The organism is Rugamonas fusca, from assembly GCF_014042365.1.
Taxonomy (GTDB): Bacteria; Pseudomonadota; Gammaproteobacteria; order Burkholderiales; family Burkholderiaceae_D; genus Rugamonas; species Rugamonas fusca.
Map to the genome: position 1 here is coordinate 138,581 of NZ_JACEZS010000005.1, position 25,629 is coordinate 164,209.

The following is a 25,629-nucleotide window of genomic DNA, read 5'->3' on the forward strand; positions in this document are numbered from 1 at the left end:
TGTCATAATGCCATCCTAGAGGCGGCCAACGCGCGGGCCGCCGACCGGGTGAAGGGAGTCAGCATGATCAAATATATGGGAACCAAGAAAACGGACGATGGCGGGGTACTGTATATTTTTCTGATCAATGGTTTGCAGAAGGAAGTGCGCGAAAGTGCATTGAAGCAATATCCCGGCTGTTACGAAGCACTCCCGGCCGCCGCCAAGGCACGCATCATGGCCAACCGGGCATGGATGCAGAAGCTGTAGCATGCCGGCGGGGCTGAACATGTCAGCGCGCCGCAGCCGGGCTGGCCGCGTGGCGCCGTTGCTGGCATCCTTGCTCGCCGCATGGCTCGCGCTCGGCTGCACCGGCGCGCAGGCGGCCGTTCCCACCACATTTGGCACCATCGTCGGCAACGCCTTGCTGTGCCGCGACCAGGTTGACAACAAATATTTCTACAACTACCTGCTCAATGCCTTCGGCCCCGCCTACAAGCACGACGGCGGCGCCTACTGGTTCAAGTCCGATGGCGCGACCCTGTGGGGCGTGGAGATGTCCGAATTGATGGTCAGCGACGACACCAGCACCTTCGTGTTCGTGGGCGCCGTGGCCGAGACCACGCCGGAACAACTGGAACAGGCCATCGCCACCCAGGTGGGGATGCAATATGCGAAAATCGACAGCTCGGCCTACCCGGTGCGCGAAGCCAGACCGGCCAGCCGCATCGTCTATTTCGATCGCAAGTCCAAGCTATACTGCGCCAAGTTCCAGCCGTTGCCGCCGGTCCAGCCCAAGGCCGTGCGCACGCGCTGAACGCCACCCTGGGGTTTCATGTACACGCAATTTTTCAGCCTGAAGCAAGCGCCGTTCTCGATCGCGCCCGATCCCCGTTACCTGTTCATGAGCGAACGCCACCGCGAGGCGCTGGCCCACTTGCTGTATGGCGTGGGCAGCGGCGGCGGCTTCGTGTTGCTGACGGGCGAGATCGGCGCCGGCAAGACCACGGTCTGCCGTTGCTTCATGGAACAGATTCCCGCCAATTGCAAGCTGGCCTACATCTTCAATCCCAAGCTGTCGGTGGCCGAGTTGCTGCAGTCCGTGTGCGACGAGTTCGGCATCGGGCTGGCGCAGCTGGCAGGGGGACCGGGCGCCGTCAGCGTCAAGGGGTATGTCGATGCGATCAACGGCTATCTGCTCGGCAGCCATGCCCAGGGCAACAACAACGTGCTGGTCATCGACGAGGCGCAGAACCTGTCGGCCGACGTGCTCGAACAGTTGCGCCTGCTGACCAACCTGGAGACGAACGAGCGCAAGCTGTTGCAGATCATCCTGATCGGCCAGCCCGAACTGCGCGCCATGCTGGCGCGGCCGGAGCTGGAGCAACTGGCCCAGCGCGTCATCGCCCGCTATCACCTGGGGTCGCTGACGGCGGCCGAAACGGGCAGCTATATCGAACACCGGCTGGCTGTGGCCGGCGCCGTGGCCGGTTCGCCTTTCCCGCGCCGGCTCACGGGGCTGGTGCACAAGCTGGCCAAGGGCGTGCCGCGCCGTATCAACCTGCTGTGCGACCGGGCCTTGCTGGGGGCGTACGTGGAGAACCTGCCGCAAGTCACGCCCGCCATCGTGCGGCGCGCGGCGGCGGAAGTGTTCGCCGCGCCGGCCGCCGCCGGGGACACGGTCCGGCGCGCCTGGCCGCAGTGGGGCGCGGGCCTGGCGGCCGGCGCGCTGGCCGGCGTGGCCATCAGCGCGGCGGCCTGGCAATGGTTGCCGGCCCGTGATACCAAAATGGTATCAGGGCAAGCGAACCTGGTCGTGCCAACCGCCAAGGCGGCGGCTGGCAGTGGCGTCGCCAGCGCGCGGGCGGACGCCGCCATGTCCACCTTGTCGGGCACGGCGGCAACTGGTGGCGCCGCACCTGTGCCGCCGGCGCGCGCCGCCGGGGCGGGCGCGGTCCCGCCCGCTGCCGCCCCCGGTGCATCCAGTGCGGCGCCCGTGGCAGCCGCCACCACCGTTGCATCCGGCGCGGCGCCAGCGGCAGCCGTCGCCAGCGTGCCCGGCGCGCCAGTCGGTGAAGGGGGCGCGCGGCCGGCAGCGTTGTTGCGCCAGCTCGCCGCGCTGTGGGGGCAGACCCTGCCGCCCGGCGAGCCTTGCCAGGTGGCGGCCAGGCTCAATCTGCGCTGCCTGCAGACGCGCGGCGGCGTGGAGGAATTGCGCCAGCTCGACCGTCCCGCCGTGCTCAGCCTGCACGACGATTCCGCCACGCCACGCTACGCCTTGCTGACGGCGCTCGATGCCAGCGGCGCCACCGTCTCGTTCGATGGCAAGCTTCAGCACCTGAGCCTGGCCGCGCTGGCCGAACGCTACGACGGCAGTTACCTGACGTTCTGGCGTGCCCCGCGCAGCTGGCGCGACGAAGTGTCCGATGGCGACCATGGCCCCGACGTGGACTGGCTGGCCAAGCACCTGGCCCAGTTATACGGCCTGAAGCAGCCGGCCGGGAACCAGCCGCTCGACGCGGCCCTGCTGCGCCGCCTGCGCGAGTTCCAGTCGGCCCAGCATCTGAAGGCCGATGGCGTGGCCGGGCCCAAGACCTTCATCCGTTTGCACCAGCTGGCCGGCGTGCGTGAACCGCGGCTGGCGCCGCCGCGCTGAGCACGGCAGGCCCGGCCTGCGGTTCGTCCGCGCACCGCTTACGGCTGGCGCGCCTTGAAGCGGGCCGGTATGGCGCGGCGCATGGTCTGGCGCTGCTGCTCGTCGCCGAACAGGGTGGCGGCCGGCTTGATCAGGTCGCTGCGGCTGACCACGCCGATCAGCTTGAGCGATTGCGCATCCTCCACCACGGGCAAGCGTTCCAGCCCGTGCACGGCGAGCCGGGTGGCCACGGCGCGGCACGTCTCCGTGCCCAGCGCCACGTTGGGCACGTTCACGCCGAACAACTGGCCCACCGTCTGCGCCGCGCCCCGTTGCAGCGCGGCCCGGTCCACCATGCCCACCAGCCGGTCGCCATGCAGCACCGGATAGGCCCGGTGCACCTGGCCATCGCCGAAATGGCTGACCAGCACGTCCGCCACGCGCGCCTGCGCGTCCACGCACACGGGCTGGGCCGTCATCACTTCGGCCACGCTGTGCTGTTCCATGGGATCGATGCCGTACTCGCGGTAGATGTGGTAGCCGCGGCGCGCGATCTTTTCCGTCAGGATGGAGCGGCCCATCACCAGCACCGTGAAGCCATAGGCCACGGCCGAGGCCGTCAGCAGCGGCAGCAGGGCGTTCACGTCGTGCGTCAGCTCCAGCGCGAACACCACCGACATCACGGGCGCGCGCATCATGCCGCCCAGCGTGGCGGCCATGAACACCAGCGGCCACAGGGCCGGATCGTGGCCGGGCAGATAAGGGCCGAGCAGTGCGCCCAGCCCCGCGCCCAGCATCAGCAACGGCGCCAGCACGCCGCCCGAGGTGCCCGAACCGAGCGCCAGCACCCACATCACGGCCTTGCACAGCAGCAGGCCCAGCATGAACTGCAGCGTCAGGTGGCTGTGCAGCAGGTCGCCGATCACGTCGTAGCCCACGCCCAGCGCGCGCGGCTCCAGGTAGCCGCCGATGCCGACCGCCACGCCGCCGATGGCCGGCCACCACATCCAGTGCACGGGCAGGCGGTGGAACCAGTCCTCGACCCGGTACAGCGAAGTTGACAGCAGCCAGGCCAGCGCGCCGGCCACCACGCCGGCCACCAGGCAGCCCGGCAGTTCGGCCGCCGTGGGCACCAGCGTCTGCAACGGGAACAGGGGGCCGTTATCGAGCACCAGCCCCCGCGCGAAGCCGGCCACGGCGCACGCCACGGCCACCGGCAGCAGGCTGCGCGGGCGCAGTTCGAACAGCAGCAGTTCGACCGCCATCAGCACGGCCGCGATCGGGGTGCCGAAGATGGCCGTCATGCCGGCCACGGCGCCGGCCACCAGCAGCGTCTTGCGCTCGGCGCCCGTCAGGTGCAGGTGCTGCGCCACCAGCGAGCCGAGCGCGCCGCCCGTCATGATGATGGGGCCTTCGGCGCCGAACGGCCCGCCGCTGCCGATCGCGATACCGGACGACAGCGGCTTGAGCATGGCCACCTTGGGCGACATGGTGCTCTGGCCGAACAGGATGGCTTCGATGGCTTCCGGGATGCCGTGGCCGCGGATTTTCTCGGAACCGTAGCGCGCCATCAGGCCAATGATGAGGCCGCCGATCACGGGCACCACCAGCACCCACCAGCCCAGCGTATTGAGGGCCGGGGAGCGCTCGTCCAGCGACAGGGTCTGGAAGAAGAACAGGTTGGTGAAGAAGTGGATCAGGCGCAGCAGGGCGCAGGCGGCCAGCGTGCTCAGCAGGCCAACCAGGGCCGCCACGGCCACGATCAACAGGCGCAAGTCGCCGGCGAAATCGCGCCGGCTCATGGCGCCTCCCAATCGACCACGGGCACGGTGAACTTGCCTTCCAGCGATTGCAGCTCGGCCCGGTGCAAATCGGCCAGCTGCACCAGCAGCGCCTCGCCATGGGGCAGCAGATGCACTTCCACCTGGCGCTTGTCGGTCGTGCTCACGCGCCGCTGCACCAGTCCGGCCGCTTCGCAGCGCGACACCAGCGCCACCACGCCGTGCTGCTGCGATTGCAGCCGCTCGGCCAGCTCGCCGATGCTGGCCCATTCACGGCCGGGAAAGCCTTTTACATGCAGCATCAGCAGGTATTGCAGCGGCGTGATGCCGGCCGCGCGCGCGGCCGATTCGGAAAAGTGTTCAAAGCGCCGCATCTGATAGCGGAAATTGGAGAGCGTTTCGAAGTCGCTCTTGCTCAGTTCGTGGGAACGGGGGGACATGAGACCAGTAAAAGTGATATGGGGAAAGCTAATATATCACATTATGATGTAATGTCTGCGTCGGGATGAAATTCGGGGCGGCAGGCCGTACAATCGCGGGATCGACCACTCACCTCGGGCCGGCCGGACCAGCCGATCACACATGTCCTACATCCTGGAAGCATTGAAGAAGGCGCAGGCGGAACGCCAGCTGGGCGACCTGCCCACCATCCATGCGCCCGCCATCGGCGCCGCGCCGGCCAGCGGGGCAGGGCTGCGCAACAAGCCGCTGGTACTGGCGCTGGCCGCCCTGGGACTGGTGACGGCCGGCTTGCTGGCGCTGGTGTGGCGACCGGCGCCGCAGGCGGCTGCCGGTGGCGCGCCCGCGTCGCCGCGGGCGAACGTGGCGGTGGCGCAAACGGCCATGGCTGCGCCGGCCCCTGCTCCTGGGCCCGTGGCGCCGGCACCAACGGCCGTCGTGACCTCCGTCGCTCCCATGGCTGTGGCGCCGGCGCAACCATCCCCGGCACCGGCGTCAGCGCCTGCTGCGCAAGCGTCCCTGCCTGTCCCCGCCCAAGCCGTCGCCGCGTCGCCGGGCCCTGGCTTGTCAGTCGCCGCGCCGCAGCGCACGGCGCCGGCGCGCGTGGCGGCGCCCGCGTCCGCCCTGGCCGGCGAAGCGCTGCCGCGCCACCATGCGGGAGCGCCGGACGTGGCTGCCAAGCCGGCACCGTCCGAACCAGCGGCCGGCGCGGTGGCCGCGGCGTCCGCGCCTGCCGCGCAGGACGAGGCGGTGCAGAACGTGCGCGATTTGCCTGAACCGATACAGCGCGCCATCCCGCCCATCACGCTGGGCGGCTATATGTACTCGCGCAACCCGGCCGACCGCCTGCTGCTGATCGACAAGGTGTTGCGCCACGAGGGGGAGGAGGTGGCGCCCGGCCTCGTGCTCGACAAGCTGCTGCCCAAGGCGGCCGTGTTCACCTTCAAGGGTTACCGCTACCGCGTGCCGTACTGATCCCATCCCTGGCGGCTGGCAATGTGATTGTTATGTCATCATTGCGTCATGTCTCAATGATATTTTTACCGCATAGTCAACTATGCCGGAGATATCATGAAGCACCTGAAGCTGATGCCGCTGCTGATCGCCGCCGCGTTTTACATGCCGCGCGCCCATGCCGTGGAACTGATCGCCGTGGGCAGCCTGAGCGGGCTGGCGTTCGACCTGTCGACGGCCACGGCCGGGCCGCTGGAAAACGGCGTGGCCGGCAATCTGCTGGGCGGCCTCGGTTCCGGGCTGGCTTATGCCGGTGGCAATACCTTCATCGCCACGCCGGACCGTGGCCCCAACGCCAGCGTCTACAACCCGCTGGTGGACAACACCACGTCCTACATCAACCGCTTCCAGACCATCAACATGGTGCTGACGGCCAACGCCGGCCCCGGCCTGGCCTACACGCTCACGCCCACGCTGAGCGCGACGACCTTGCTGTCGAGCGCCACGCCGCTCAGCTACGGCAGCGGCGCGCTCGGTACGGGCAGCGGCTACACGCTGGGCAGCGGCACGCCCTCGCTCAACAGTACCGGCCATTACTACTTCACGGGCCGCTCTGACAACTTCGATCCGTCGCAAGGCAGCGCCAACCCCAACAACGGCCGCCTCGATCCGGAAGCCGTGCGCGTGTCGCGTGACGGCAAGAGCGTGTTCGTGTCCGACGAATACGGCCCCTATGTGTATCAGTTCGACCGCGCCACGGGCCAGCGCACCGGCAGTTTCGCGCTGCCGGGCAATTTGGCCGCGTCCCGCCTGTCGTCCAGCGGCGACGCCGAGATCGCCGGCAACAGCAGCGGCCGCATCGCCAACAAGGGCATGGAAGGGCTGGCCATCACGCCCGACGGCAAGACGCTGGTGGGCGCCATGCAGGCCAACCTGGAGCAGGACGCCAAGGGCACGCTGCGCATCGTCACCATCGACATCGCCACCAAGGCCACCCACGAGTATGCCTACCAGCTCAGCACCGGCACCGGCGTGAGCGAGATCGTGGCCCTGAACGACCACCAGTTCCTCGTCGACGAGCGCGACGGCAAGGGCCTGGGCGACGGCAGCAAGGCCGTCAACAAGCAGTTGTACATGGTGGACCTGGCCGGCGCCACGGACGTGAGCGGCCTGGCCGCGATCAACGCCGGCACGCCCTCGCTGAACAAGCAGCTGTTCCTGGACCTGGTGCCTGTGCTGGTGGCTAACGGCTATAACGCCAAACAGATTCCGTCCAAGATCGAGGGGCTGGCGTTCGGCGCCGACATCCTGCGCGGCGGCGTGCTGACCCACACCCTGTACGTGGCCAACGACAACGACTTCAGCGCCGACAGCGGCGACAACAAGTTCTTCGTGTTCGGCGTGACGGACGCCGACCTGGCCCGCGTTGGCGCCAGCTACACGGCGCAGGCCCTGTCGCCGGTGCCCGAATCGCCCGGCTACGGCATGTTGCTGGCTGGCGTGGGCATGATCTGCCTGGTGGGCCGCCGCCAGCGCAACGAGGTATTCCGCAAGGAGGTGTGAGCCCCGCCGTCGCGGCCGCCGTGCGTATAATGGCGGCACGACAACAAGGCGGAGCAAGGTAACTATGCAGGGCGATTCGGTTGGGCTGGCGCTGACGCACAAGGTGCTGGGGGTGGTGGGGCGTTCCGGCAGCGGCAAGACGACCTTGCTGGAATGGCTGGTGTCACAACTGGCTGTTGCCGGGCTGAAGGTCAACGTCATCAAGCACAGCCACCACGACCTGGAGCTGGAGCCGCCCCACAAGGACAGCGCCCGCCTGCGCCGCGCCGGCGCGGCCGAAGTGCTGGTGGCTTCGCCTTACCGTTACGCCATCGTGCGCGAACTGCGCGGCGCACCGGAGCCGGCGCTGGACGCGCAACTGGCGCGCCTGTCGCCGGCCGACCTGACCCTGGTCGAAGGATTCAAGTCCTATCCCATCGCCAAGCTGGAAGTCTTCCGGCCAGCCTCCGGCAACGCCCCCTTGTATCCGGACGACGGGCACGTGATCGCCGTGGCATCGGACGTCCCGGCGCCGGACGGCTTGCGCCCCGGCCTCGCCTGGCTGGACCTGACCCAGCCGGCCACCGTACTGGCCTGGCTGCGCCGCCACACGGGCTGCTAAATATTTGTGCGGCGGGGCTAAAGTTCCGCGCGGAGTGTCCGTAAAAGAAGGTGATACGCCTTATTGGAGACTCACATGGACGTCACAGGTATTGCTCAAGCATCAACCACGATCGCGGACACCGGCACCAAGCAGGCCGTCGGCGTTGCCGTGTTGAAAAAAGCCCAGGACATCCAGGCCTCCAGCGCCGCTGCCCTGATCGAAGCGATTCCCCCCGTGCCATCCACGCCGAATCTGCCTTCGCACCTGGGCAACACGATCAACACCACGGCCTGAGCGGTCGTCGCCGCCGTCGTTTGCCGCGCCCCCGCGGGCGCGTGGTGGGGCCGTGCGCGGCCCCATCGTCATTTTCCCGCCCGTTTCCCCGCTTTTCTGCACCGCGGCGCCCGGTTTCCTGCGCACGCTGCGTTACCCCGGCTGACGACTTTATTTCGTTTTCCGTATGGGATTACGCTATGCTTTTCCCGCTTTCTGCGTAAAATCGCCCAGGCTTGCGTGGGGGAGCATCCCTGTCGCAATAAAATAAAAAATACATAAGCGTGTAAGGTTCGCGCCCGGTGAGGCGACTACCGTCCAGATGCAGACGATAGCCGTCGCATCACACACTTGAATTTTTCCCGTTATCTTTTCCTGCAAGGAGACTTACCATGAACAAACGTCAAGCCCTGATCGCCGCCGCCCTCGCCACCGTATGCGCCACCGCCAGCACGGCCAGCAGCGCCGCCGCGTCCGCACCGGCCGCCGGCGAAAAAGAAAAGTGCTTCGGCATCGCCAAGGCTGGCCAGAACGATTGCGCCGCCGCCAACGGCGCCCACTCCTGCGCCGGCCAGGCCAAGGTCGATAACGGCGCCGCTGACTGGAAATACGTGGCCAAGGGCACGTGCGAGAAAATGGGCGGCAAGACCACGGCGCCGGCCAAGTAATCGAGGTTGACGTCAGCGAGCGCGTCCATGTCCACTGCCCGGCCTCACGCGGCTGCCACGGCCCCGCTGGACGTGGGGGTGGGCTTGCGGGCGCCGCACTACCGCCAGTTCCTTGCGCAGCGGCCGGCCATCGGCTGGCTGGAGGTGCACACGGAGAACTATCTCGACCAGGCGGGCTGGGACTGGCACGTGCTGTCGCAATTGCGGCGCGATTATCCGCTCAGCCTGCATGGCGTGGGTCTGGGCCTGGGGTCGGCGCGCGGCTTTTCCAGCGACCACCTGGAGCGCGTGGCCAGCCTGGTGCGGCGCGTCGAACCGGCGCTGGTGTCCGAGCACTTGTGCTGGGGCGCCGTGGCCGGCCGCCAGCTTAACGACCTGCTGCCGGTCACGCTGGACCAGGCTGCGCTGGACCTGCTGTGCGCGCGCGTGCAGCGGGTGCAGGACAAGCTGCAGCGCCAGATCCTGCTGGAAAACGTGTCGACCTATGTGCGCTTCGAGGCCGACGCCATGAGCGAGACAGCGTTCCTGGCCGCGCTGGCCGCGCGCACGGGGTGTGGCTTGCTCCTTGATATAAACAATTTATACGTTAATCAGTGTAACCACGGTGAGGATGCGTTGCAGGCCATGGCCGCCATTGCACCGGGCACGGTGGGCGAGATCCACCTGGCCGGGCACCTGGTCACGCCGCTGGCCGTGATCGACCACCATGGCGACACGGTGGCCGAGCCGGTGTGGCGCCTGTACGAGGCGGCGCTGCGCCGCTTCGGCCGCGTGCCCACGCTGATTGAATGGGACACCGACCTGCCCGCGTTGGACGTATTGCTGGGCGAGGCGGACAAGGCGCGCGCGCTGGCCAACCGCCTGGCGCCCGCTGCGCCCGCCATCTGCGCCGCGCGCGCGGCGCCGGCCAGGCCGATCGCGCCAGCCGCGGAGGTGGCGGCTGACGCCCCGGCGCTCCCCGTGTTTGCGCACACCCAGCACGAATTTGCCGCCGCGCTGTTCGATCCGGCCGAGGAAGCGGCGGTGCAAGCGCGCTTCCGGGCGGGACAGGATGGCCGCCGTTTCGGCTTATACCGGGGCAACCTGACGGCGACCTGGGACAAGACCCTGGCCAACGCCTACCCCGTGATCCGCCAGCTGGTCGGCGCGGAATTCTTCGGCGGCCTGAGCCGGGCCTACGGCCTGGCCCATCCGTCTGACAACGCCGACCTGAATCGCTTCGGGGCACACTTCGCCACGTTCCTCGCCAGCTTTCCCCCTGCGGCGCCATTGCCCTATTTGCCGGACATGGCGCGGCTGGAATGGGCCATGCACCGCGCCCACTACGCACCGGACGCCGAGGCCGTCAGCGCCGGGCAATTGGCGGCGATCGCGCCGGCGCGGCTGGAACAATGCACGATGCGGCTGCATCCGGCCTGCAGCCTGCACGCGTCATCGTGGGCCGTGGTGCCGCTGTGGCTGGCGCATCAGCCCGGCGCGGAACAGGATTTCCCGGCCGCGATGGCGCAGCCCAGCCACGCCATCGTGCTGCGCCCGCAATGGCAGGTGCGGCTGCTGCCGCTTTGCCCGGCCGCGCACGCGGCGCTGGCGCAGCTGGCGGCTGGCGCCACGTTCGGCGCGGCGCTCGATGCCGCGTTCGCGCTGGATGAGGACTTCGATATCGGCGGCCAGTTGGGCCTGTGGCTGGAACAGCGTTTGATTGTCGATACGGGAGGTTGATTTTCACGTCCATTCAATGTAACACTTACAGCAAGCGCAACAGCAGTACCCGCCTCGCCACCAGCGAGGTTGTCCCTCTCTTTATCAATGAACGAGAACAACATGATGAAAATGATACTTGGGCTGCACCAGCAATTCTCCCGCTTCGACGCCAACCTGACGGAGTGGGGCGGCTCCCTGCTGAACCTGGCCTTGCGCTTCTATGTGGGCAGCCAGTTCTTCAAGGCCGGCATGATCAAGGTGGGCGACTGGGCCACCACGCTGGCGCTGTTTCACGATGAATACAAGGTGCCGGTGCTGCCGCCCGAACTGGCGGCCTGGATGGGCGCGGGCGGCGAGCTGCTGTTTCCCGTGCTGCTGTTCGCCGGCCTGTTCACGCGCCAGGCGGCGCTGGGCTTGCTGGCCGTGAATGTGATGGCCGTGATTTCCTACCCGGTGCTGTTCAGCTACGACTGCCCGGCCGCGCTCAATGATCACCTGTACTGGGGCTTGCTGCTGCTGGTGCTGGCCGCGTTCGGGCCGGGCCGCTTCTCGGTCGATGAAGTGATCGAGGAAAAGCGCGCCGGCAAGTAGGACGGGGTCCCGGCGCGGGCCGGGGTCAGCGCGTGTGGAACGCGCGCAGCACCCGCGCCTCGCCCGTCGCGTCGCCTTGCGCGGCGCTGGCCGCATTGGTGGCCGCTATCATGCGCAGCAATTGCGCATCCTCGAAACGGCTCAGTTCTTCCGTGGCCGTATGCAGCGCCTGGGCCAGCCTGGCCCTGGCGTTCTGGTACAGGGCGCTGTCGTACTGGTCCGTGTTCTTCAGCAGTTCTTCCGCGTTCTCGATCACTTGCCGCAGGTCGCCGATCAGCCTTTCCTGGGTCTGCATGTTGTGCTCAGGGCCGTCCATGGCGTTCCCCTTGTGGTCGGTTGATCTGGCCGCCCGGCGGTGCAGTCCAGTCTGGCGACCGGACGCCGCGGCGGTATGCGCCGGAGCAAACCTGCCCGGCCATGCTATCAGCTTAGGAGGTTATTGCTCAAACGCAAGAGCAAAATCCGTGGTGACATCAAGCGGCGAGCACGTTGATTTCGATATCGCCCACCTTGACGCGCTGGCCGGCGCGGATCTTGGCCGTCTTGCGCAACTCCTGCTTGCCATCCACCTTGACGGCGCCGCTGGCCACCATGATTTTGCCGGCGCCGCCGCTGTCGCACAGGCCCACCAGTTTCAACAACTGGTTCAACTCAACGAACTCACCGTTCAATTCGAAACTAACCTTCTGCATTTTGATCCTCTGTTACGATAGTGACTAGCGGGTGTGCTGTGCCACCGGCTAGTTTAGCGTCAATTTGACGGGGCCGTAGTTTACCCTACCGCTGATGATGTTTTTATATTGCTTGCGGGAAAATTGATTGCTATGCTGAATTAACTGCATCGCGCAGTGCCCGTCAGCGAGAAGTATCATGAAACCGTTCGCGCGCGCCGTCTCGTTCGCCACCATATCGCTGGCCTGTGGGCCGGTGTGGGCCGCCGGACCAGAGTCGTCCCATTTTCCCCCATCCGATAACGACCATGCCACGCTGTCACCGCCGCCGCTGTGGGGCATGTCGGCGCAGTGGTTCGCCACCATGGACCGCCAGGCGGCCATGCTGGAGCGCCAGGGCAATGGTTTGTCGCTGAGTTACCTCGGCGACGGCAGCGCCCTGGCCGCGGCGCGGCGCGACGCGCGCGGCACCGTGGTCGGTGTCGGGGCGGGCGGCATGAGCGGCCGCTTCTTCGGCCTGGAGGCGTCCGGCCTGACGCCATTGGAAATCGCCGCCATCGACCGCTTCAACGCGCCGTACTACGGCATGGTGCGCGACGCCAGCCATGCCGGCGTCAGCATCGTGGCCGGCGATGGCGGGCGGCTGCGTTTCGGGGCGCTGTCGGGGCAGGGCGTCGTGCTGGCCGATCCATTCGGGCAAGCCATCAACGACCGCAGCAAGCGTTTCCTCAGCAGCGCCGAATTCGAACAGAAGATGGGGCGGGCCGTGGGCATCGTCAGCGTGGGCGTGCTGCGCGAGAATGGTTCCATGCTGGGCAGCCAGCTGGTGCAGGCGCTGGCGTTCAGTACCAACCCCACCACCACGTTCACGTCGCTGTCGGTGGGCTACGCGTTGTCGCCGTCCAGTTCGCTGGTGGCGATGGCTTCGTCCGGGCGCACGGCCGGGCTGGGGGCGACGGACAGCTTGCTGGCGCAAGTGTCGGAAGTGCGCACCGTGGCCTACAGCTTCGGCTATTCGGCCAAGCAACTGTGGCGCACGGATGACCGTTTCGGCCTGACGTTCTCGATGCCGGCCAAGGTGCGCTCGGGCGCGCTGGCGCTGGGCGGGCCGGCCCTGCAATCGCCGCTGACGGGCGCGCTGGGCGACGTCACCCAGCCGCTGAACCTGCATCCGACGGCCACCGAGCGCGACCTCGAGATGACCTACAGCACGGGCGTGGGGCCCGATGCGCGCCAAGGCCGGGTGACCGGCGCCATGATGTGGCGCGTCAACCCCGGCCACGATGCGACGGCCAAGCCGGACTGGATGCTGGGCGTGCGCTACGTGCGCGGCTTCTAGTGCATCGTTATCCGGTGGCGCCCGGGCGGGTCATGTCCAGCGGCACGATCCACTGGTCGAACTGCTCGGCCGTCACGTAGCCCAGGGCCAGCGCGGCTTGCCTGAGCGTCGTGCCTTCATGCTGCGCTTGCTTGGCGATCTGCGCCGCGCGGTCGTAGCCGATGTGGGGCGCCAGCGCCGTCACCAGCATCAGGGAGCGTTCCATCAGCTCGGCGATGCGGGGCCGGTTGGGTTCGATGCCGCGCGCGCAATGCTGCTCGAAGCTGGCCATGCCGTCGGCCAGCAGGCGCGCGCTTTGCAGGAAATTGTGCGCCAGCAGCGGCTTGTACACATTCAGCTCAAAATTACCCGATGCGCCGCCGAGCGTGATCGCCACGTCGTTGCCGAACACCTGGCAGCACAGCATGGTGACGGCCTCGCATTGGGTGGGATTGACCTTGCCCGGCATGATGGAGCTGCCCGGCTCGTTTTCCGGTATGGTGATCTCGCCCAGGCCGGAGCGGGGGCCGGACGCCATCCAGCGTACGTCGTTGGCGATTTTCATCAGCGCCGTGGCCAGCGTCTTGAGCGCGCCATGGGCCGCCACCAGCGCCTCGTGGCCGGCCAGCGCGGCGAATTTGTTGTCGGCCGTGCGGAACGGCAAGCCCAGCACCTGTTCCAGTTCGGCCGCGATGCGCACCGCGTACTCGGGATGGGCGTTCAGGCCCGTGCCCACGGCCGTGCCGCCGGCCGCCAGTTGCAGCAGGCCGGGCACCGTGGCGGCGATGGCGTGCGCCGCATGGTCGAGCTGGGCCACGTAGCCGGAAAATTCCTGGCCCAGCGTCAGCGGGGTGGCGTCCTGCAAGTGGGTGCGGCCGATCTTGACGATGCCGTCGAACGCGATGGCCTTGGCGAGCAGCGTGGCGCGCAACTGGCGCAGGGCCGGCTGGACGGCGTGGTCCAGCGCCTGGGCCGCCGCCACGTGGATGGCGGTGGGGAAGATGTCGTTTGACGACTGGCCCCGGTTCACGTCGTCGTTCGGATGCAGCAGGCGCCGTTCGCCGCGCTCGCCGCCCATCAGTTCCGAACCGCGGTTGGCCAGCACTTCGTTCATGTTCATATTGGTCTGCGTGCCCGAACCCGTCTGCCACACGGCCAGCGGAAATTCGGTATTGTGGCGGCCGGCCAGCACTTCGTCGGCGGCGGCCACGATGGCATTGGCCTTGGCCGGCTCGAGCTGGCCCAGCGCCACGTTGACGCGGGCGGCGGCGCGCTTGACGCTGGCCAGCGCCGCGATCAGTTCGGGCGGCATGCGTTCGCTGGAAATGCGGAAATGTTCCAGCGAGCGCTGGGTCTGGGCGCCCCATAGCTGCCCGGCCGGCACTGCGATGGGACCAAAACTGTCATATTCGGTTCGGCTGCTCATGGTCTGCGCTCCGTTCGGACGTGATGGCAAAAGTGTAGCGTGGAATGTGAAAATTGATGCAGGGCTACAAATCGGCGAAATTCAGCCGTTATAGTCATTACACTCCAGCATAGGCCATGACCGACTTGAACATGCAGCGCAAACTCCGACTCGTTTCCACCCTGTGCGCGCTGGCCTGTGCGGCGTCGCTGGCGCCGGCCGTGCACGCGGCCGAACTGGGCGAGGCGAGCGTGCGCTCCTTCATCGGCCAGCAACTGGCGGCCGATATCGAGCTGGTGTCGCTCACGCCGGACGAGGTGGCTGGCTTGCAGGTACGGCTGGCGCCGGTCGATGTCTACCAGGGCGCCAGCATCACCATGAACCCGGCGCTGGCTACCGTCCACCTGTCCGTGGTGCGGCGCGACCAGCGCCAGTTCCTGCACATCACCACGCTCAAGGCGATCGACGCCAACTACGTCCACCTGTTCCTCGAGCTCGGTGTGCCGGGACACTACGACGTGCGCGCCGCCACGCTGTGGCTGCAGCCCGATCCCCATCCCGCGCCGCCGCCGGCGCCGGTGATGGCCACGCCCGCCGCGCAGCCGGCCGGGGCATCGTCCGCTGAGTTGGAGGCGGCGGCCGAAGCGGCGTTGCGGGCGGCCAGGGCACGTGCCGCCCGTCCGGCGGCCGCCGCAGCCGTGCGCGCGCCATATCATGCCACTGCGGCCGAGGCGGCCGATGGCGACGTGGCGGACACGCGTGGCGTTGCGGCGATGGCAGCCACTGCCCGGCGCCGAACGCCAGCCGTGCCGCCGGCGGCCCACGGCCAGTCCGAGGCCGCCTGCGCACCGCAGTCCAGCCGCCCCAGCGCCCGGGAGTGCGTGCTGCTCGATCGCCGCAGCGCCGCGTTGACGGAAAAACTGGTGGCGCTGGAAGACAAGGTCAAAGTATTGCAGAGTGCACTGGACAACAAAGCCGCGTCCGACAGCAAACCCGCGTCCGACAGCAAGCCCTTGCGCGCCCATGTGCCGCCCCGGGCGGGCGCCAGCCGTCCCGCCTCAAGCAAGCTCAAGTTCAAGAAGGAGCCGCCGGCGGAAACCGGGCCGGATGTGACGATGCTGGCGGTCGGTGGCGCCTTGTTATTGGCGCTGGCCGGTGGCGGCTATTACTGGCTGCGCCGCCGCAAGCAGGGTGGGGCCGCGCGCACGCCGCTGAAAATCTGGCAAGGCTGGCGCCGCAAGCAGGGCGCAGACAGCGCCGCCGAAGCGGCGCAGCCAGAAAAAGATGCTTTAGATCAAGCCCAATAGCGAAAGTCGGCGCGGGCTATGCATGCGTTGGCGAACTGAGCTATACTAAACCCGTAGTTTCAATACTACGAATAAACAGGCCATGATCTGGCGCAGTCACCAACGATAGTGTGGCGCGCATTCAGAATGAGCGTTGATGAAACGACTTGGCCTGGAAGCGGTCTGCGCGCCGGCAATGTGTGCGCGGACTCCGGAGGCAACCGGAAGCGGGGCGACGCCAGGAGATACCTGGTGTTCGCTCTCCACCCATTCCCGAACGAGCCCGGCCCGCGCCCACCGCGCCGCCGGGCTTTTTCATGCAGCATAGAAAAATCGGGGACGTAACACCATTTTGCTCGCTGGGAAAATGGTGTTACGTCCCCGATTTTGCTTTGGGGTAATAAAAAAGCGCCCGCAGGCGCATTTTTTTGATTCAGGCAGGAATGCTTACTGGCGTGGCGCGCTCATGCCAGGCATCTGGTTCATCCATGGTTCCGTCACGTCGCGGATGGCGCGGTCGTTGGCCAGGATTTGCTTGAGCAGGTCGATCTTGCGCTGGCGCGGGGCGCCGCTCAGGGCCGGCATGTCGCTGGCGGCGGGGCGAGCGGCGATGGCGCACTGGTGTTCCAGGCGGGTCAGGCTGTCCCAGTCGCTGACGCGGGCGGCGGCCACCATCTGGTTGCTCAGTCCGGCAATATTTTCGTACATCGAGAGGACTTCGGAGGAGGTCATGGCGCGCCCTGAAAAGTGGAAAAAGACTACCGCTTGTCTGGGGTAACGTCAGCTGCGGGAAGAACTTTAGGGTTTTTTGAAAATATTTTGCGAAAAATCGAAAATATTTTCAAAAGCGGGGGCCCGGCGCCATGAAAAACGGCCGCCTGCCCAAAAAATGGGCGGCGGCCGCATGCAATCTTGCAAATTCGATTACTTGATCAGTTCTTCCAGGCCGGCGCTCAGTTCTTCGGGCGGCGGCATCTTGTCGATCAGGTCGCCATCGTCCAGGCCGAGGGCGTCGGCCATCTCGGTCGGGTAGCAGGCGGCGATTTCATCCTCGCTCAGCTTGTTCTGCTCGACGCGCGCGCGCCAGGCGGCCAGGTGCACCACGGCGGCCAGGCGGTTGGGCGGGGTGTGGCTGAGCGGGGCGGCGAAGGCGCTGATGGTTTCCGAGAACGTGGTCGGGAATTTCCAGCGGCGCGCCAGTTCCGCGCCCACGTCGGCGAAGGTGTAGCCCAGCGAGGCCTGTTCCGCGTCGAGACGGCGTGCGTCCATCGGACCGGCCACCTTGTCCAGTGCCAGCGCCTGCTCCGGCATGGCCGAGTGGATCACCAGCTGGCCGATGGCGTGCATCATGCCGATGGTGAAGGCGAGGTCGGTGTTCTCGCCGGTCTGCTTGGCGATCCATTTGGCCGAGACGGCCGTGTGCAGGCTGTAGCGCCAGAATTGTTTGAGGTCCAGGCCCGGCACGGTCTTGAATCCGCTCACCAGGCCGGAGCTGATGACCAGCGTGCGCACGGTGACAAAGCCCAGCATCAGCACCGCGTCCTCCACCGTGCCGATGCTGCGCGACACGTGGTAGTAGGCCGAGTTGGCCAGACGCAGCAGCTTGGCGCTCAGAACAGGATCCGTGGACAGTTTTTTCGCGATCTCTTCGGTCGATACGCTGGCTTTGTCAAAACTGCTGATCAGCTCTTCCACGACCTTGGGCGCGGTGGGCAACGCAGTCGGATTCTGGAACAGGGCATCAAGCTTCATTTTCTTCTCCTCGTTGGTTTCGCGTTGCTACCAGTGAACTATATAGCGATTCCAGCGATCAAAAAAGACATTTTGATGCTCTGGCGTATCTTTTCTGCCGATGGCATCAGGCGGTGCATTTTTACCATCCATGCCGGTGATCCTGCAGTTCGTCGCATCGTGCGCGTGGGCGCACGGAGTTGGCGCTACAGTGCACGCTGGCCCATCACGCCAATCCTTCATCCAGATCCACTATAAAAGGACAACCATGCAAGCTCATTCCCGACCGCTGCGGCGCACCGCCCGCAGGACCGCTCTCAGCCTGGCCCTGTGCGGCGCCACGTTCGCGCTGGCCCCCGCCCACGCGGCGCCGGACGATACGGCACCCGTGGCCGCCATCGCGGCCAACGCCAACGCCCCCGCCGCCACGCTGCCCGGCGACGACTTCTTCGATTACGTCAATGGCGCATGGCTCAAGTCGGTCGAGATTCCGGCCGACCGCAGCAGCTGGGGCGTGGGCGCGGCACTGGTGGAGGACACCAATGCCCGCATCGTCAAGCTGATCGAGGGCCTGGCCGCCGACCCGGCCGCCAACGCCGAGGCGAAGAAGATCGTGGCCTACTACAACACCTTCATGGATGAGGCAGGCATCGAGGCGCGCGGCCTGGCGCCGTTGCAAGCCCAGCTCAAGGACATCGCCGCGATCAAGGACAAGGCCGCCCTGACGCGCGCGCTGGGCGCCACGCTGCGGGCCGACGTCGATCCGCTCAACGCCACCAACTTCTTCACCGAAAACCTGTTCGGCCTGTGGGTGGCCCAGGGCTTGACGGACGCCACCCACTACACGCCTTACCTGCTGCAGGGCGGCCTGGGCATGCCAGACCGCGCCTATTACCTGGATGACACGCCCTCGATGGTGGCCCTGCGCGGCAAATACCTGGCCCATATCGCCGCCACCTTCCGCCTGGCCGGCATGGACGATGCGGACGCCCGTGCGGCCCGCGTGTTCGACCTGGAACGCAAGATCGCCCAGTCGCATGCCAACCGCGAGGATTCGGCCGACGTCCTGAAAGCCAATAACCTGTGGCAGGCGGCCGATTTCGGGCGCAAGGCGCCGGGCATGGACTGGAAGGCGTATTTCCAGAGCGCGGGCCTGGCTGGCCAGCACAAGTTCATCGTCTGGCATCCAAGCGCCATCATCGGCGCGGCCAGGCTGGTGCAGGCCATGCCGCTGGCAACGTGGAAGGACTTCCTCGCCTTCCACCGCATCAACCACGCGCACAGTGCGCTGCCCAAGGCCCTGGCCGACCAGCATTTCGATTTCTACGGCCGTACCCTGAACGGCACGCCGCAGCAAGCCGTGCGCTGGAAGCGCAGCCTGGCCGCCGTCAACGCGGCCATGCCCGATGCGCTGGGCAAGATCTACGTGGCCAAGTATTTCCCGCCCGAATCCAAGCAGCGCCTGCAGCAGATGGTGGTCCAGATCGTGGACGCCTTCCACGCCCGCATCGACCAGCTCGACTGGATGGCGCCCGCCACCAAGCAGGAAGCGCACGCCAAGCTCAAGAGCCTGTACGTGGGCGTGGGCTACCCGGAAAAATGGGCCAGCTATGACGCGCTGCAAGTGGTGCCCGGCGATGCGCTGGGTAACCTGCAGCGCGCCGAACTGGCGGAAACGCAGCGCCAGTTGGCCAAGCTCAAGCAGCCGGTGGACCGCGCCGAGTGGTGCATGCCGGCCCAGCTGGTGAATGCCGTCAACATGCCGATGCAAAATGCGATCAACTTCCCGGCCGCCATCCTGCAACCGCCATACTTCGACCCGAACGCCAGCGACGCCATGAACTACGGCGGCATCGGCGCCACCATCGGCCACGAGATCAGCCACAGCTTCGACGACCAGGGCGCCCAGTTCGATTCCAGGGGCTTGCTGCGCGACTGGTGGACGGCGGCCGACGGCGCCCACTTCAAGCAAGCCTCGGCGGCGCTGGCGGCCCAGTACTCGGCCTACAAGCCATTCCCCGACCTGGCCATCAACGGCCAGCAGACGCTGAGCGAAAACCTGGCCGACCTGGCCGGCCTGGCGGCGGCCCACGACGCCTACCTCGCCTCCATGGCCGGCAAGGCGCCCGTGGCCGACGCCGACCGGCAGTTCTTCACCGGCTATGCGATGAGCTGGCGCGAGAAGGCGCGCGACGCCGCCTTGCGCCGCGCCATCCTGACCGATGGCCACGCGCCCGACAAGTGGCGCACGGCCACCGTGCGCAATATGGACGCGTGGTACAAGGCCTTCAACGTGCAGCCGGGCCAGACGCTGTACCTGGCGCCGGAACAGCGGGTACGGGTTTGGTAACTCCGGTCTGGTAAAGTAGCAGGGCGGGGCGCCACGCGGTGTGGCGCCCGCCTCGATGGGGACGGCATGGAGAACGAAGCAGGGCAGCGCGCGCAACTGGAGCAGATCACGCAGCGCACGCTGCAGCACTACGAACGCACGGCCGAGCAGTTCTTCGCCGGCACCATAGATCACGACGTCAGCCAGAATATCGCTGCGCTGTTGCGCGCCATCGCCGCTCCCGCGCCGTTGCGCATCCTCGACCTGGGCTGCGGGCCGGGACGTGACCTCAAGACTTTTACCGAGCTGGGCCATGAAGCCATCGGCATTGATGGCTGTCCCCGCTTCACCGAGATGGCGCGCGCGTGGAGCGGCTGCACCGTGTGGCATCAGGACTTCCTCGCGCTCGATCTGCCGGCTGGCTATTTTGATGGCGTGTATGCCAACGCCTCCTTGTTCCATGTGCCGAGCGCGGCCTTGCCGTCCGTGCTGCGCACCCTGCACGACGCGCTCAAACCCGGCGGCGTACTGTTCAGTTCCAACCCGCGCGGCCACAACGAGGAAGGCTGGAACGGCCCCCGCTATGGCAGCTACTACGATTACCCGACCTGGGAACGGCAACTGACGGCGGCTGGCTTTCTCGCCGTCGAGCACTACTACCGTCCGCCCGGCCTGCCGCGCGCGCAGCAGCCGTGGCTGGCCAGCGTGTGGCGCAAACCGGCATCCTGAGGAATTGCCCGTTTCTGTACGCCAGCGCACGGAGTGGCGCGGTTGGCGGGCATAGCATGGGGACCGCGAATACACGGACACGTGCGTTTCGCTCTCATTCACAACCAAGGAGTGCGCGATGAACAAGGACCAGGTCAAAGGGAAAGCCAAGGAAATCGGTGGCAAGATCCAGGAAGAAGCCGGCAAGCTGGTCGGCAGTACCCAGCAGCAGGTCAAGGGCTTGAACAAGCAGTCCGAAGGCAAGCTGGAAAAAACGATGGGCGATGCCCGCGAGGCGGCGGAAGACATGATGAAAAATCGCGGCAACCGCCAGTAAAGTTGGTCCACGCAGGAAGAAACAGCCGCGCTTGCGGCTGTTTGCACATCAGGATGAACCGTTCAGGCGGCGATGCGGTTGGTCGACAGGTCCCAGCCGCCGGCCGTGTTGCCGCCGGCGCCGCCGCTGATCTTTTGCTGCATGTAGCGCCACTTGACCTTGGAGAACTTGAGCGCCACGCTCTCGCCCAGGATGTCGCCCTCTTCCACGCTGGGGGTGACGGCGCCGATCAGCACGTTTTCCAGCTCGATCTCGTAGTACTTGACGCGCTCGCCCTGGCCGTCGGCGCGCATGAACTCGAACTTCGCTTTCGGGATGGTCTTGCCGGACGCGCAGGTTTGCAGCAGCACGGGCGAGGACAGGTCGGCCAGCTTGGACAGCACGATGTCCTGGTGCTCGCAGCGCTCGGCCGTGTGGCCGCCGCCGGTCGAGGCCGTAGCCGACTTGGGCTGGGTCACGGCCCAGTTCACGGACTTGCATTCGATCCAGTCCTTGTGGCGGTCGTCCGCCGATTCGCCACGGATGCCGTCTATGTGCAGATATACGTCGATAGCCATAATTCCTCCAGACAATGAACAAGGCGGGGCGGAATCGTCCCGCAGTCCGCATTATTCACGGGATTAATAAAATGGCATTTGTGGACTATCAAATTGCATGTCTGAGGCGCTAGCCCAGACGGGGCGGGAGACGGGGAGGGGAGCGCCGTCCGGCCAGAACAGGGCTGGCCGGACGGGGCAGGGCAGGGCGGCTTATTTGCCGCTCAGCAGGTGCTTCTTGAAGAATGCTTCGATGTTGCCGTACACGTGGCGCTGCTGGGTGCGGCTGGACATGCCGTGCTTGCCGCCCGGATAGGTCATCAGCTCGAAGTGGACGTTGCGGTTGACCAGCGCGTCGATCATGCGCGTGGTGTTGGTGAACAGCACGTTATCGTCGGCCATGCCGTGCATCAGCAGCAGCGGCGATTTCAGGCCGTCCAGGTGGGCGTACACGCCGCTGTTGCGGTAGCCGTCCGCGTTGTCCTTGGGCGTGCTCATGAACTGTTCCGTGTAGTGGGTGTCGTAGAGCGACCAGTCCGTCACGGGCGCCACCGACACGCCCAGCGCGATCTTGTCCGACGCCGCCGCCAGCAGGCGCAGCGTCATGAAGCCGCCGTAGCTCCAGCCGAACACGCCGATGCGCCTGGCGTCCACATAGCTTTGCTGGCCCAGCCAGGCGATGCCTGTCAGCTGGTCTTCCACTTCCACCTTGCCCAGCTGGCGGTAGATGGCGTCCGTGAACGCGCGCTCGCGCCGGAACGAGCCGCGGTTATCGAGCCGGAACACGACGAAGCCTTGCTGCGCCATGTACTGGTCGAACAGGTTGCCCCACTTGCGCGCCACGTGCTGCGCATGCGGGCCGCCGTAGGTGGACAGGAACACCGGGTATTTCTTGAACGGGTTGAAGTTGGCCGGCTTGAGCAGCGAGTAGTACAGCGTCTGGCCATCCTTGGCCTTGAGCGTGCCGTATTCCGTGTGCAGGTGGGCGTTCTTGTAGCGCGCGTAGGGATGCTGGGCGTTCAGCTCATTGTGTTCCAGCCACGCCACCATGCTGCCGTCCGGATGGCGGATGCTCACTTGCGGCGGCGTGTCCGGGTCCGACCAGGTGTCGACGAACACTTCGCCGTTGCGGGCGAACGCGGCATCGTGCCAGCCGTCGGCCTGGGTGATGCGCTGCGGGTGGTCGGCCGTGCTGCCGTCCAGGGCCAGCGCGTAGGTCTGGCGGTCGATCACGGCGTCGCGGTTGGAGGACACATAGACCTTGCCCGCTTTTTCATCCACGGCCAGCAGGTTGTCGATGCCCCAGTTGCCGCTGGAAATCGGGTGCAGCAGCTTGCCGTCCATGTCGTACAGGTACAGGTGGTTGCGGCCGCTGCGTTCGGACGACCAGATGAAACCGGCGTCGTTGGCCAGGAAGCGCAAGTCGTCGTGGATGCCGACCCAGGTGGGCGAAGTCTCCGTCACCAGCACGCGCTGGGCCAGCGTGGCCATGTCCACCGACACCAGCTCCAGCGTTTTCTGGTCGCGGCTCTGGCGCTGGAACAGCAGCGCCCTGGCGCTGGCGCTCCAGTCGGCGCGCACCAGGTAGATGTCCGGGTTGGGGCCCAGGTCCACCTTGCGCTGTTCGCCCGTGGCGGGCGACACGATGCGCAACTGCACCTGCACGTTGGGATCGCCGGCGGCCGGATAGCGCTGCTCGACCACGTCGGTGCGGTCGGCGAAGATTTCGAAGCGGCGCGCTACCGGCACGGGCGACTCGTCATAGCGCTTGTAGGCGATGGCGCTGTCGTCGGGCGCCCAGTAGTAGCCGGTGGTCTGGCCCATTTCCTCCTGTGCCACGAATTCCGCTTCGCCATTGTGGATGGTGCCACCGCCGTCCGTGGTCAGCTGGTGTTCCTTGCCGGTGGCCAGCTCGATGACGAACAGGTTCTGGTCGCGCACGAAGGAGACGTAGCGCCCGCGCGGGGAAATCTTGGGATCGAACACATTGCCGGAGGCGACCAGGCGCGCCTGGTCCGGCTGGCTGACGTCAATCAGGTACAGGTTGCCGGCGATGGGGACCAGCAACTGCTTGCCGTCGGGTGACCAGCTGTAGTTGAGGATGCCTTTCAGGCTGGCCACGCGCTCGCGCTCGCGGCGGGCCTTTTCGGCGGCTGACAGGTCTTCCTCGGGCACGAGAAGCTTGGAATCGACCAGGCGGTGGGCGCTCTTGTCCTTCAGGTTGTATTCCCACAGGTCGAGCTGGAACTGGTTGTCGGCGCGGCCGCGCAGGAAGGTGACACGGGCGCCGTCGGGCGACACTTTCAGGTTGCGCACGCCAGGCCCGCTCAACGCCGGATCGGCGTGGATGCGGTCCAGCGTCAGCTGTTCGGCGGTGGCCGGCACGGCTGCGAGGGCGGCGAGGAAGCACAGGATAAAACGCATCGGAGTCTCATGGTGATTTGCTTAGCGCAAGACGATACCAGAGTACGGCGGTGATAGCGAGCGGCCGGCCCTGGGCCGGCTGGCGCTCGGCCGCCCGCCCGGATTGCCGTCAGTGCAGCGCTTCGCGGCCGGCGGCGCTGACGGCCGCCGTGCGCAGCGCCTGGCGCACGCGCTGCAGCGACAGCCGCTCCAGCGACCAGCTCAGCAGCACGGCCGCGATGGTCAGGCCCACCACCAGGCCGATCCAGAATCCATCGGCCGCCATCGGCGCGGCCGGCGCCCATGGCAGCCCGGCCGGGGCCATGCCCAGCACGTAGCCCAGCGGCAGCGCGAAGCCCCAGAACGACAACAGCTGGATCTGCATGGGCGGGCGCGTCACCTTGTAGCCGCGAATGGCGCACGAGGTGGCCACCTGGGTCGCGTCGGACAGCTGGAACAGGGCCGCGTACAGCAGCAGGTGGGCGCACAGTTGCTGCACGGCCGGATCGGAGGTGTAGGCTTGCGCGATCTGCTGGCGGAACACCAGGATGAACAGGGCCGACACGATGGCGAACGAGAGCGACATGGCCACCCCCACCCAAGCCGCGAAGCGGGCCCGTTCGGGATTGCCTTCACCCATGGCCTGCCCCACGCGCGTGATCAGGCCGATGCCGAAACTGAGCGGCACCATGAACACGAGCGAGGCGAAATTGAGCGCGATCTGGTGGGCCGACACTTGCACCACGCCGTAGCGCGCGATCAGCAGGCTGACGGAACCGAACACGCTCACTTCGGCGAAATGGGTGATGCCGATCGGCAGGCCGAGCCGCAGCATGTAGCGGATCTCCGGCCAGTGCGGCCATTCCCAGTGGGTGAACGGATAGGTGGCGCGGTAGGCGGGCGCGAAGCGCATCCACAGCAGCATGGTGCCCAGCATCAGCCACATGCACAGTCCCGTGGACACGGCGCAGCCCACCCCGCCCAGCGCCGGGAAGCCCAGCTTGCCGAAGATGAGCAGCCAGTTGACCACCACGTTGAAGCACAGCCCCAGGATGGCGATCACCATCACCGGCTTGGTGTGGTTGATGCTGGCGCTGTAGCCGTACAGCGCGCGGTAGGCGGCGAACGCGGGCAGGCCGATGCTGATCACGTGCACGAAGCGCGACGCCTGCGCCTGCACGTGCGGCGTCAGGTACAGGTGGTCGAACAGCAGCGTGGCCAGGTTGGCCAGCGCGGCCGCCAGCACGCCCACGCCCAGCCCCATCCACAGCGACTGGCGCACGGCGTGCGGAATCTTGCCCAGCTCATCGCCGCCCACGTCGTGCGCCACGATGCTGTTAATGGCCATCATGATGCCCATCACCGTGACGATCACGATCGACCACACGGACGCGCCCAGCGACACGGCGGCCAGTTCATCGGCGCTGGCATGGCCCGTCATGGCCACGTCGGCCACCCCCATGCCCACCGACGCCAGTTGCCCGACCAGTACGGGCCAGGCCAGGCGCCACAGGGCCGCCGCTTCGGCACGCATATTGGGTAAGGTGAAGGAATAGGACATGGATGCACCAGGATGGGGAAACGTACGATTTTACTAAGAAAACCCCGCTCCTGCCGAAGCTTCGGCTGGCGGCACCGCGGCTTGATGTCGCGGAGTGAAAACACCGTCAATCGGAGTATGCTAGCCTGTGCTGCTGCCAACCACCGGGAGTGTGAAC

Annotated in this window: 25 protein-coding genes; 15 read left to right on the forward strand and 10 right to left on the reverse strand. The window is 66.7% G+C overall.

All coding sequences use genetic code 11. The features are described from left to right. Positions 1–63: 63 nt before the first annotated feature. The 3 genes from H3H36_RS08170 to H3H36_RS08180 are packed head-to-tail and all read left to right on the forward strand — an operon-like array spanning position 64 to position 2,635. Positions 64–249 (forward strand): hypothetical protein, encoded by a 186-nt coding sequence (locus H3H36_RS08170; protein ID WP_182216105.1) that lies wholly within the window; start codon positions 64–66, stop codon positions 247–249. Between the two features lie 19 nt (positions 250–268). Further along, positions 269–796, forward strand: coding sequence for a hypothetical protein (locus tag H3H36_RS08175; RefSeq protein WP_182216107.1), 528 nt, complete (start codon positions 269–271; stop codon positions 794–796). A gap of 18 nt (positions 797–814) precedes the next feature. Further along, positions 815–2,635, forward strand: a complete 1,821-nt coding sequence (locus tag H3H36_RS08180; protein WP_182216109.1) for an AAA family ATPase — start codon at positions 815–817, stop codon at positions 2,633–2,635. A 38-nt stretch (positions 2,636–2,673) separates the two neighbouring features. On the opposite strand, the gene H3H36_RS08185 is transcribed toward H3H36_RS08180, so the two are convergent. Then, a complete protein-coding gene (locus H3H36_RS08185) occupies positions 2,674–4,416 on the reverse strand; it encodes a chloride channel protein (RefSeq protein WP_182216111.1) in 1,743 nt (580 codons plus the stop codon). Then, positions 4,413–4,835: a MarR family winged helix-turn-helix transcriptional regulator gene (locus H3H36_RS08190; protein WP_182216114.1), complete on the reverse strand. Its 423-nt coding sequence runs from the start codon at positions 4,833–4,835 to the stop codon at positions 4,413–4,415. Before H3H36_RS08190 ends, H3H36_RS08185 begins: the two co-directional genes overlap by 4 nt. Positions 4,836–4,977: 142 nt before the next feature. Here H3H36_RS08190 and H3H36_RS27510 point away from each other — a divergent pair, with 142 nt between their 5' ends. The 7 genes from H3H36_RS27510 to H3H36_RS08225 all read left to right on the forward strand — a co-directional run bounded on the left by H3H36_RS27510 (position 4,978) and on the right by H3H36_RS08225 (position 11,187). Beyond that, a complete protein-coding gene (locus H3H36_RS27510; protein ID WP_182216116.1) occupies positions 4,978–5,829 on the forward strand; it encodes a general secretion pathway protein GspB in 852 nt (283 codons plus the stop codon). A 96-nt stretch (positions 5,830–5,925) separates the two neighbouring features. Further along, positions 5,926–7,371, forward strand: a complete 1,446-nt coding sequence (locus H3H36_RS08200) for an esterase-like activity of phytase family protein (protein WP_182216118.1) — start codon at positions 5,926–5,928, stop codon at positions 7,369–7,371. 64 nt (positions 7,372–7,435) lie between these two features. Continuing rightward, complete coding sequence (gene mobB / locus H3H36_RS08205) at positions 7,436–7,972, forward strand: molybdopterin-guanine dinucleotide biosynthesis protein B (protein WP_182216120.1); 537 nt, start codon at positions 7,436–7,438, stop codon at positions 7,970–7,972. 75 nt (positions 7,973–8,047) lie between these two features. Beyond that, positions 8,048–8,248, forward strand: a complete 201-nt coding sequence (locus tag H3H36_RS08210; protein WP_182156023.1) for a YjfB family protein — start codon at positions 8,048–8,050, stop codon at positions 8,246–8,248. A gap of 371 nt (positions 8,249–8,619) precedes the next feature. Then, the gene (locus tag H3H36_RS08215) at positions 8,620–8,895 is read left to right on the forward strand and encodes a BufA1 family periplasmic bufferin-type metallophore (RefSeq protein ID WP_182216122.1); all 276 of its coding nucleotides are present in this window, start codon (positions 8,620–8,622) and stop codon (positions 8,893–8,895) included. Between the two features lie 27 nt (positions 8,896–8,922). Then, positions 8,923–10,614, forward strand: a complete 1,692-nt coding sequence (bufB, locus tag H3H36_RS08220) for an MNIO family bufferin maturase (protein ID WP_182216124.1) — start codon at positions 8,923–8,925, stop codon at positions 10,612–10,614. Between the two features lie 102 nt (positions 10,615–10,716). Further along, positions 10,717–11,187 carry a DoxX family protein gene (locus H3H36_RS08225; RefSeq protein ID WP_311196603.1) on the forward strand — a complete coding sequence of 157 codons (471 nt, stop codon included), beginning with the start codon at positions 10,717–10,719 and terminating at the stop codon, positions 11,185–11,187. Between the two features lie 25 nt (positions 11,188–11,212). Here H3H36_RS08225 and H3H36_RS08230 read toward each other — a convergent pair whose 3' ends face one another. Further along, positions 11,213–11,503, reverse strand: coding sequence for a DUF883 domain-containing protein (locus tag H3H36_RS08230; protein ID WP_182216126.1), 291 nt, complete (start codon positions 11,501–11,503; stop codon positions 11,213–11,215). Positions 11,504–11,660: 157 nt separating this feature from the next. Then, positions 11,661–11,879 (reverse strand): RNA-binding S4 domain-containing protein, encoded by a 219-nt coding sequence (locus H3H36_RS08235; RefSeq protein WP_182216128.1) that lies wholly within the window; start codon positions 11,877–11,879, stop codon positions 11,661–11,663. 178 nt (positions 11,880–12,057) lie between these two features. Between H3H36_RS08235 and H3H36_RS08240 the strand changes: the two genes are divergently transcribed. Further along, positions 12,058–13,197, forward strand: a complete 1,140-nt coding sequence (locus tag H3H36_RS08240; protein ID WP_182216130.1) for a hypothetical protein — start codon at positions 12,058–12,060, stop codon at positions 13,195–13,197. Between the two features lie 7 nt (positions 13,198–13,204). Here the strand turns inward: H3H36_RS08240 and fumC are convergent, their stop codons facing one another. Continuing rightward, positions 13,205–14,602 (reverse strand): class II fumarate hydratase, encoded by a 1,398-nt coding sequence (gene fumC / locus H3H36_RS08245; protein WP_182216132.1) that lies wholly within the window; start codon positions 14,600–14,602, stop codon positions 13,205–13,207. Between the two features lie 116 nt (positions 14,603–14,718). Here fumC and H3H36_RS08250 point away from each other — a divergent pair, with 116 nt between their 5' ends. Then, complete coding sequence (locus tag H3H36_RS08250) at positions 14,719–15,888, forward strand: type IV pilus assembly protein FimV (RefSeq protein WP_182216134.1); 1,170 nt, start codon at positions 14,719–14,721, stop codon at positions 15,886–15,888. Between the two features lie 426 nt (positions 15,889–16,314). Here H3H36_RS08250 and H3H36_RS08255 read toward each other — a convergent pair whose 3' ends face one another. After that, positions 16,315–16,599, reverse strand: a complete 285-nt coding sequence (locus H3H36_RS08255) for a flagellar protein FliT (RefSeq protein WP_182216136.1) — start codon at positions 16,597–16,599, stop codon at positions 16,315–16,317. 192 nt (positions 16,600–16,791) lie between these two features. Further along, positions 16,792–17,619 carry an HDOD domain-containing protein gene (locus tag H3H36_RS08260; protein WP_182216138.1) on the reverse strand — a complete coding sequence of 276 codons (828 nt, stop codon included), beginning with the start codon at positions 17,617–17,619 and terminating at the stop codon, positions 16,792–16,794. Between the two features lie 247 nt (positions 17,620–17,866). Here H3H36_RS08260 and H3H36_RS08265 point away from each other — a divergent pair, with 247 nt between their 5' ends. From H3H36_RS08265 to H3H36_RS08275, 3 genes are all read left to right on the forward strand, one after another. Continuing rightward, positions 17,867–19,948, forward strand: coding sequence for a M13 family metallopeptidase (locus H3H36_RS08265; RefSeq protein ID WP_182216140.1), 2,082 nt, complete (start codon positions 17,867–17,869; stop codon positions 19,946–19,948). A gap of 66 nt (positions 19,949–20,014) precedes the next feature. Next, a complete protein-coding gene (locus H3H36_RS08270) occupies positions 20,015–20,656 on the forward strand; it encodes a class I SAM-dependent methyltransferase (protein ID WP_182216142.1) in 642 nt (213 codons plus the stop codon). Between the two features lie 118 nt (positions 20,657–20,774). Further along, positions 20,775–20,972 carry a CsbD family protein gene (locus H3H36_RS08275; RefSeq protein WP_182216144.1) on the forward strand — a complete coding sequence of 66 codons (198 nt, stop codon included), beginning with the start codon at positions 20,775–20,777 and terminating at the stop codon, positions 20,970–20,972. A gap of 62 nt (positions 20,973–21,034) precedes the next feature. Here H3H36_RS08275 and H3H36_RS08280 read toward each other — a convergent pair whose 3' ends face one another. The 3 genes from H3H36_RS08280 to H3H36_RS08290 all read right to left on the reverse strand — a co-directional run bounded on the left by H3H36_RS08280 (position 21,035) and on the right by H3H36_RS08290 (position 25,472). Next, positions 21,035–21,529, reverse strand: coding sequence for an Hcp family type VI secretion system effector (locus H3H36_RS08280; protein ID WP_182161270.1), 495 nt, complete (start codon positions 21,527–21,529; stop codon positions 21,035–21,037). A gap of 192 nt (positions 21,530–21,721) precedes the next feature. Beyond that, entirely contained in the window at positions 21,722–23,932 is a 2,211-nt protein-coding gene (locus H3H36_RS08285; RefSeq protein ID WP_182216146.1) for a S9 family peptidase, read from the reverse strand. A gap of 109 nt (positions 23,933–24,041) precedes the next feature. After that, the gene (locus tag H3H36_RS08290; protein WP_182216148.1) at positions 24,042–25,472 is read right to left on the reverse strand and encodes an MATE family efflux transporter; all 1,431 of its coding nucleotides are present in this window, start codon (positions 25,470–25,472) and stop codon (positions 24,042–24,044) included. Positions 25,473–25,629: the final 157 nt, after the last annotated feature.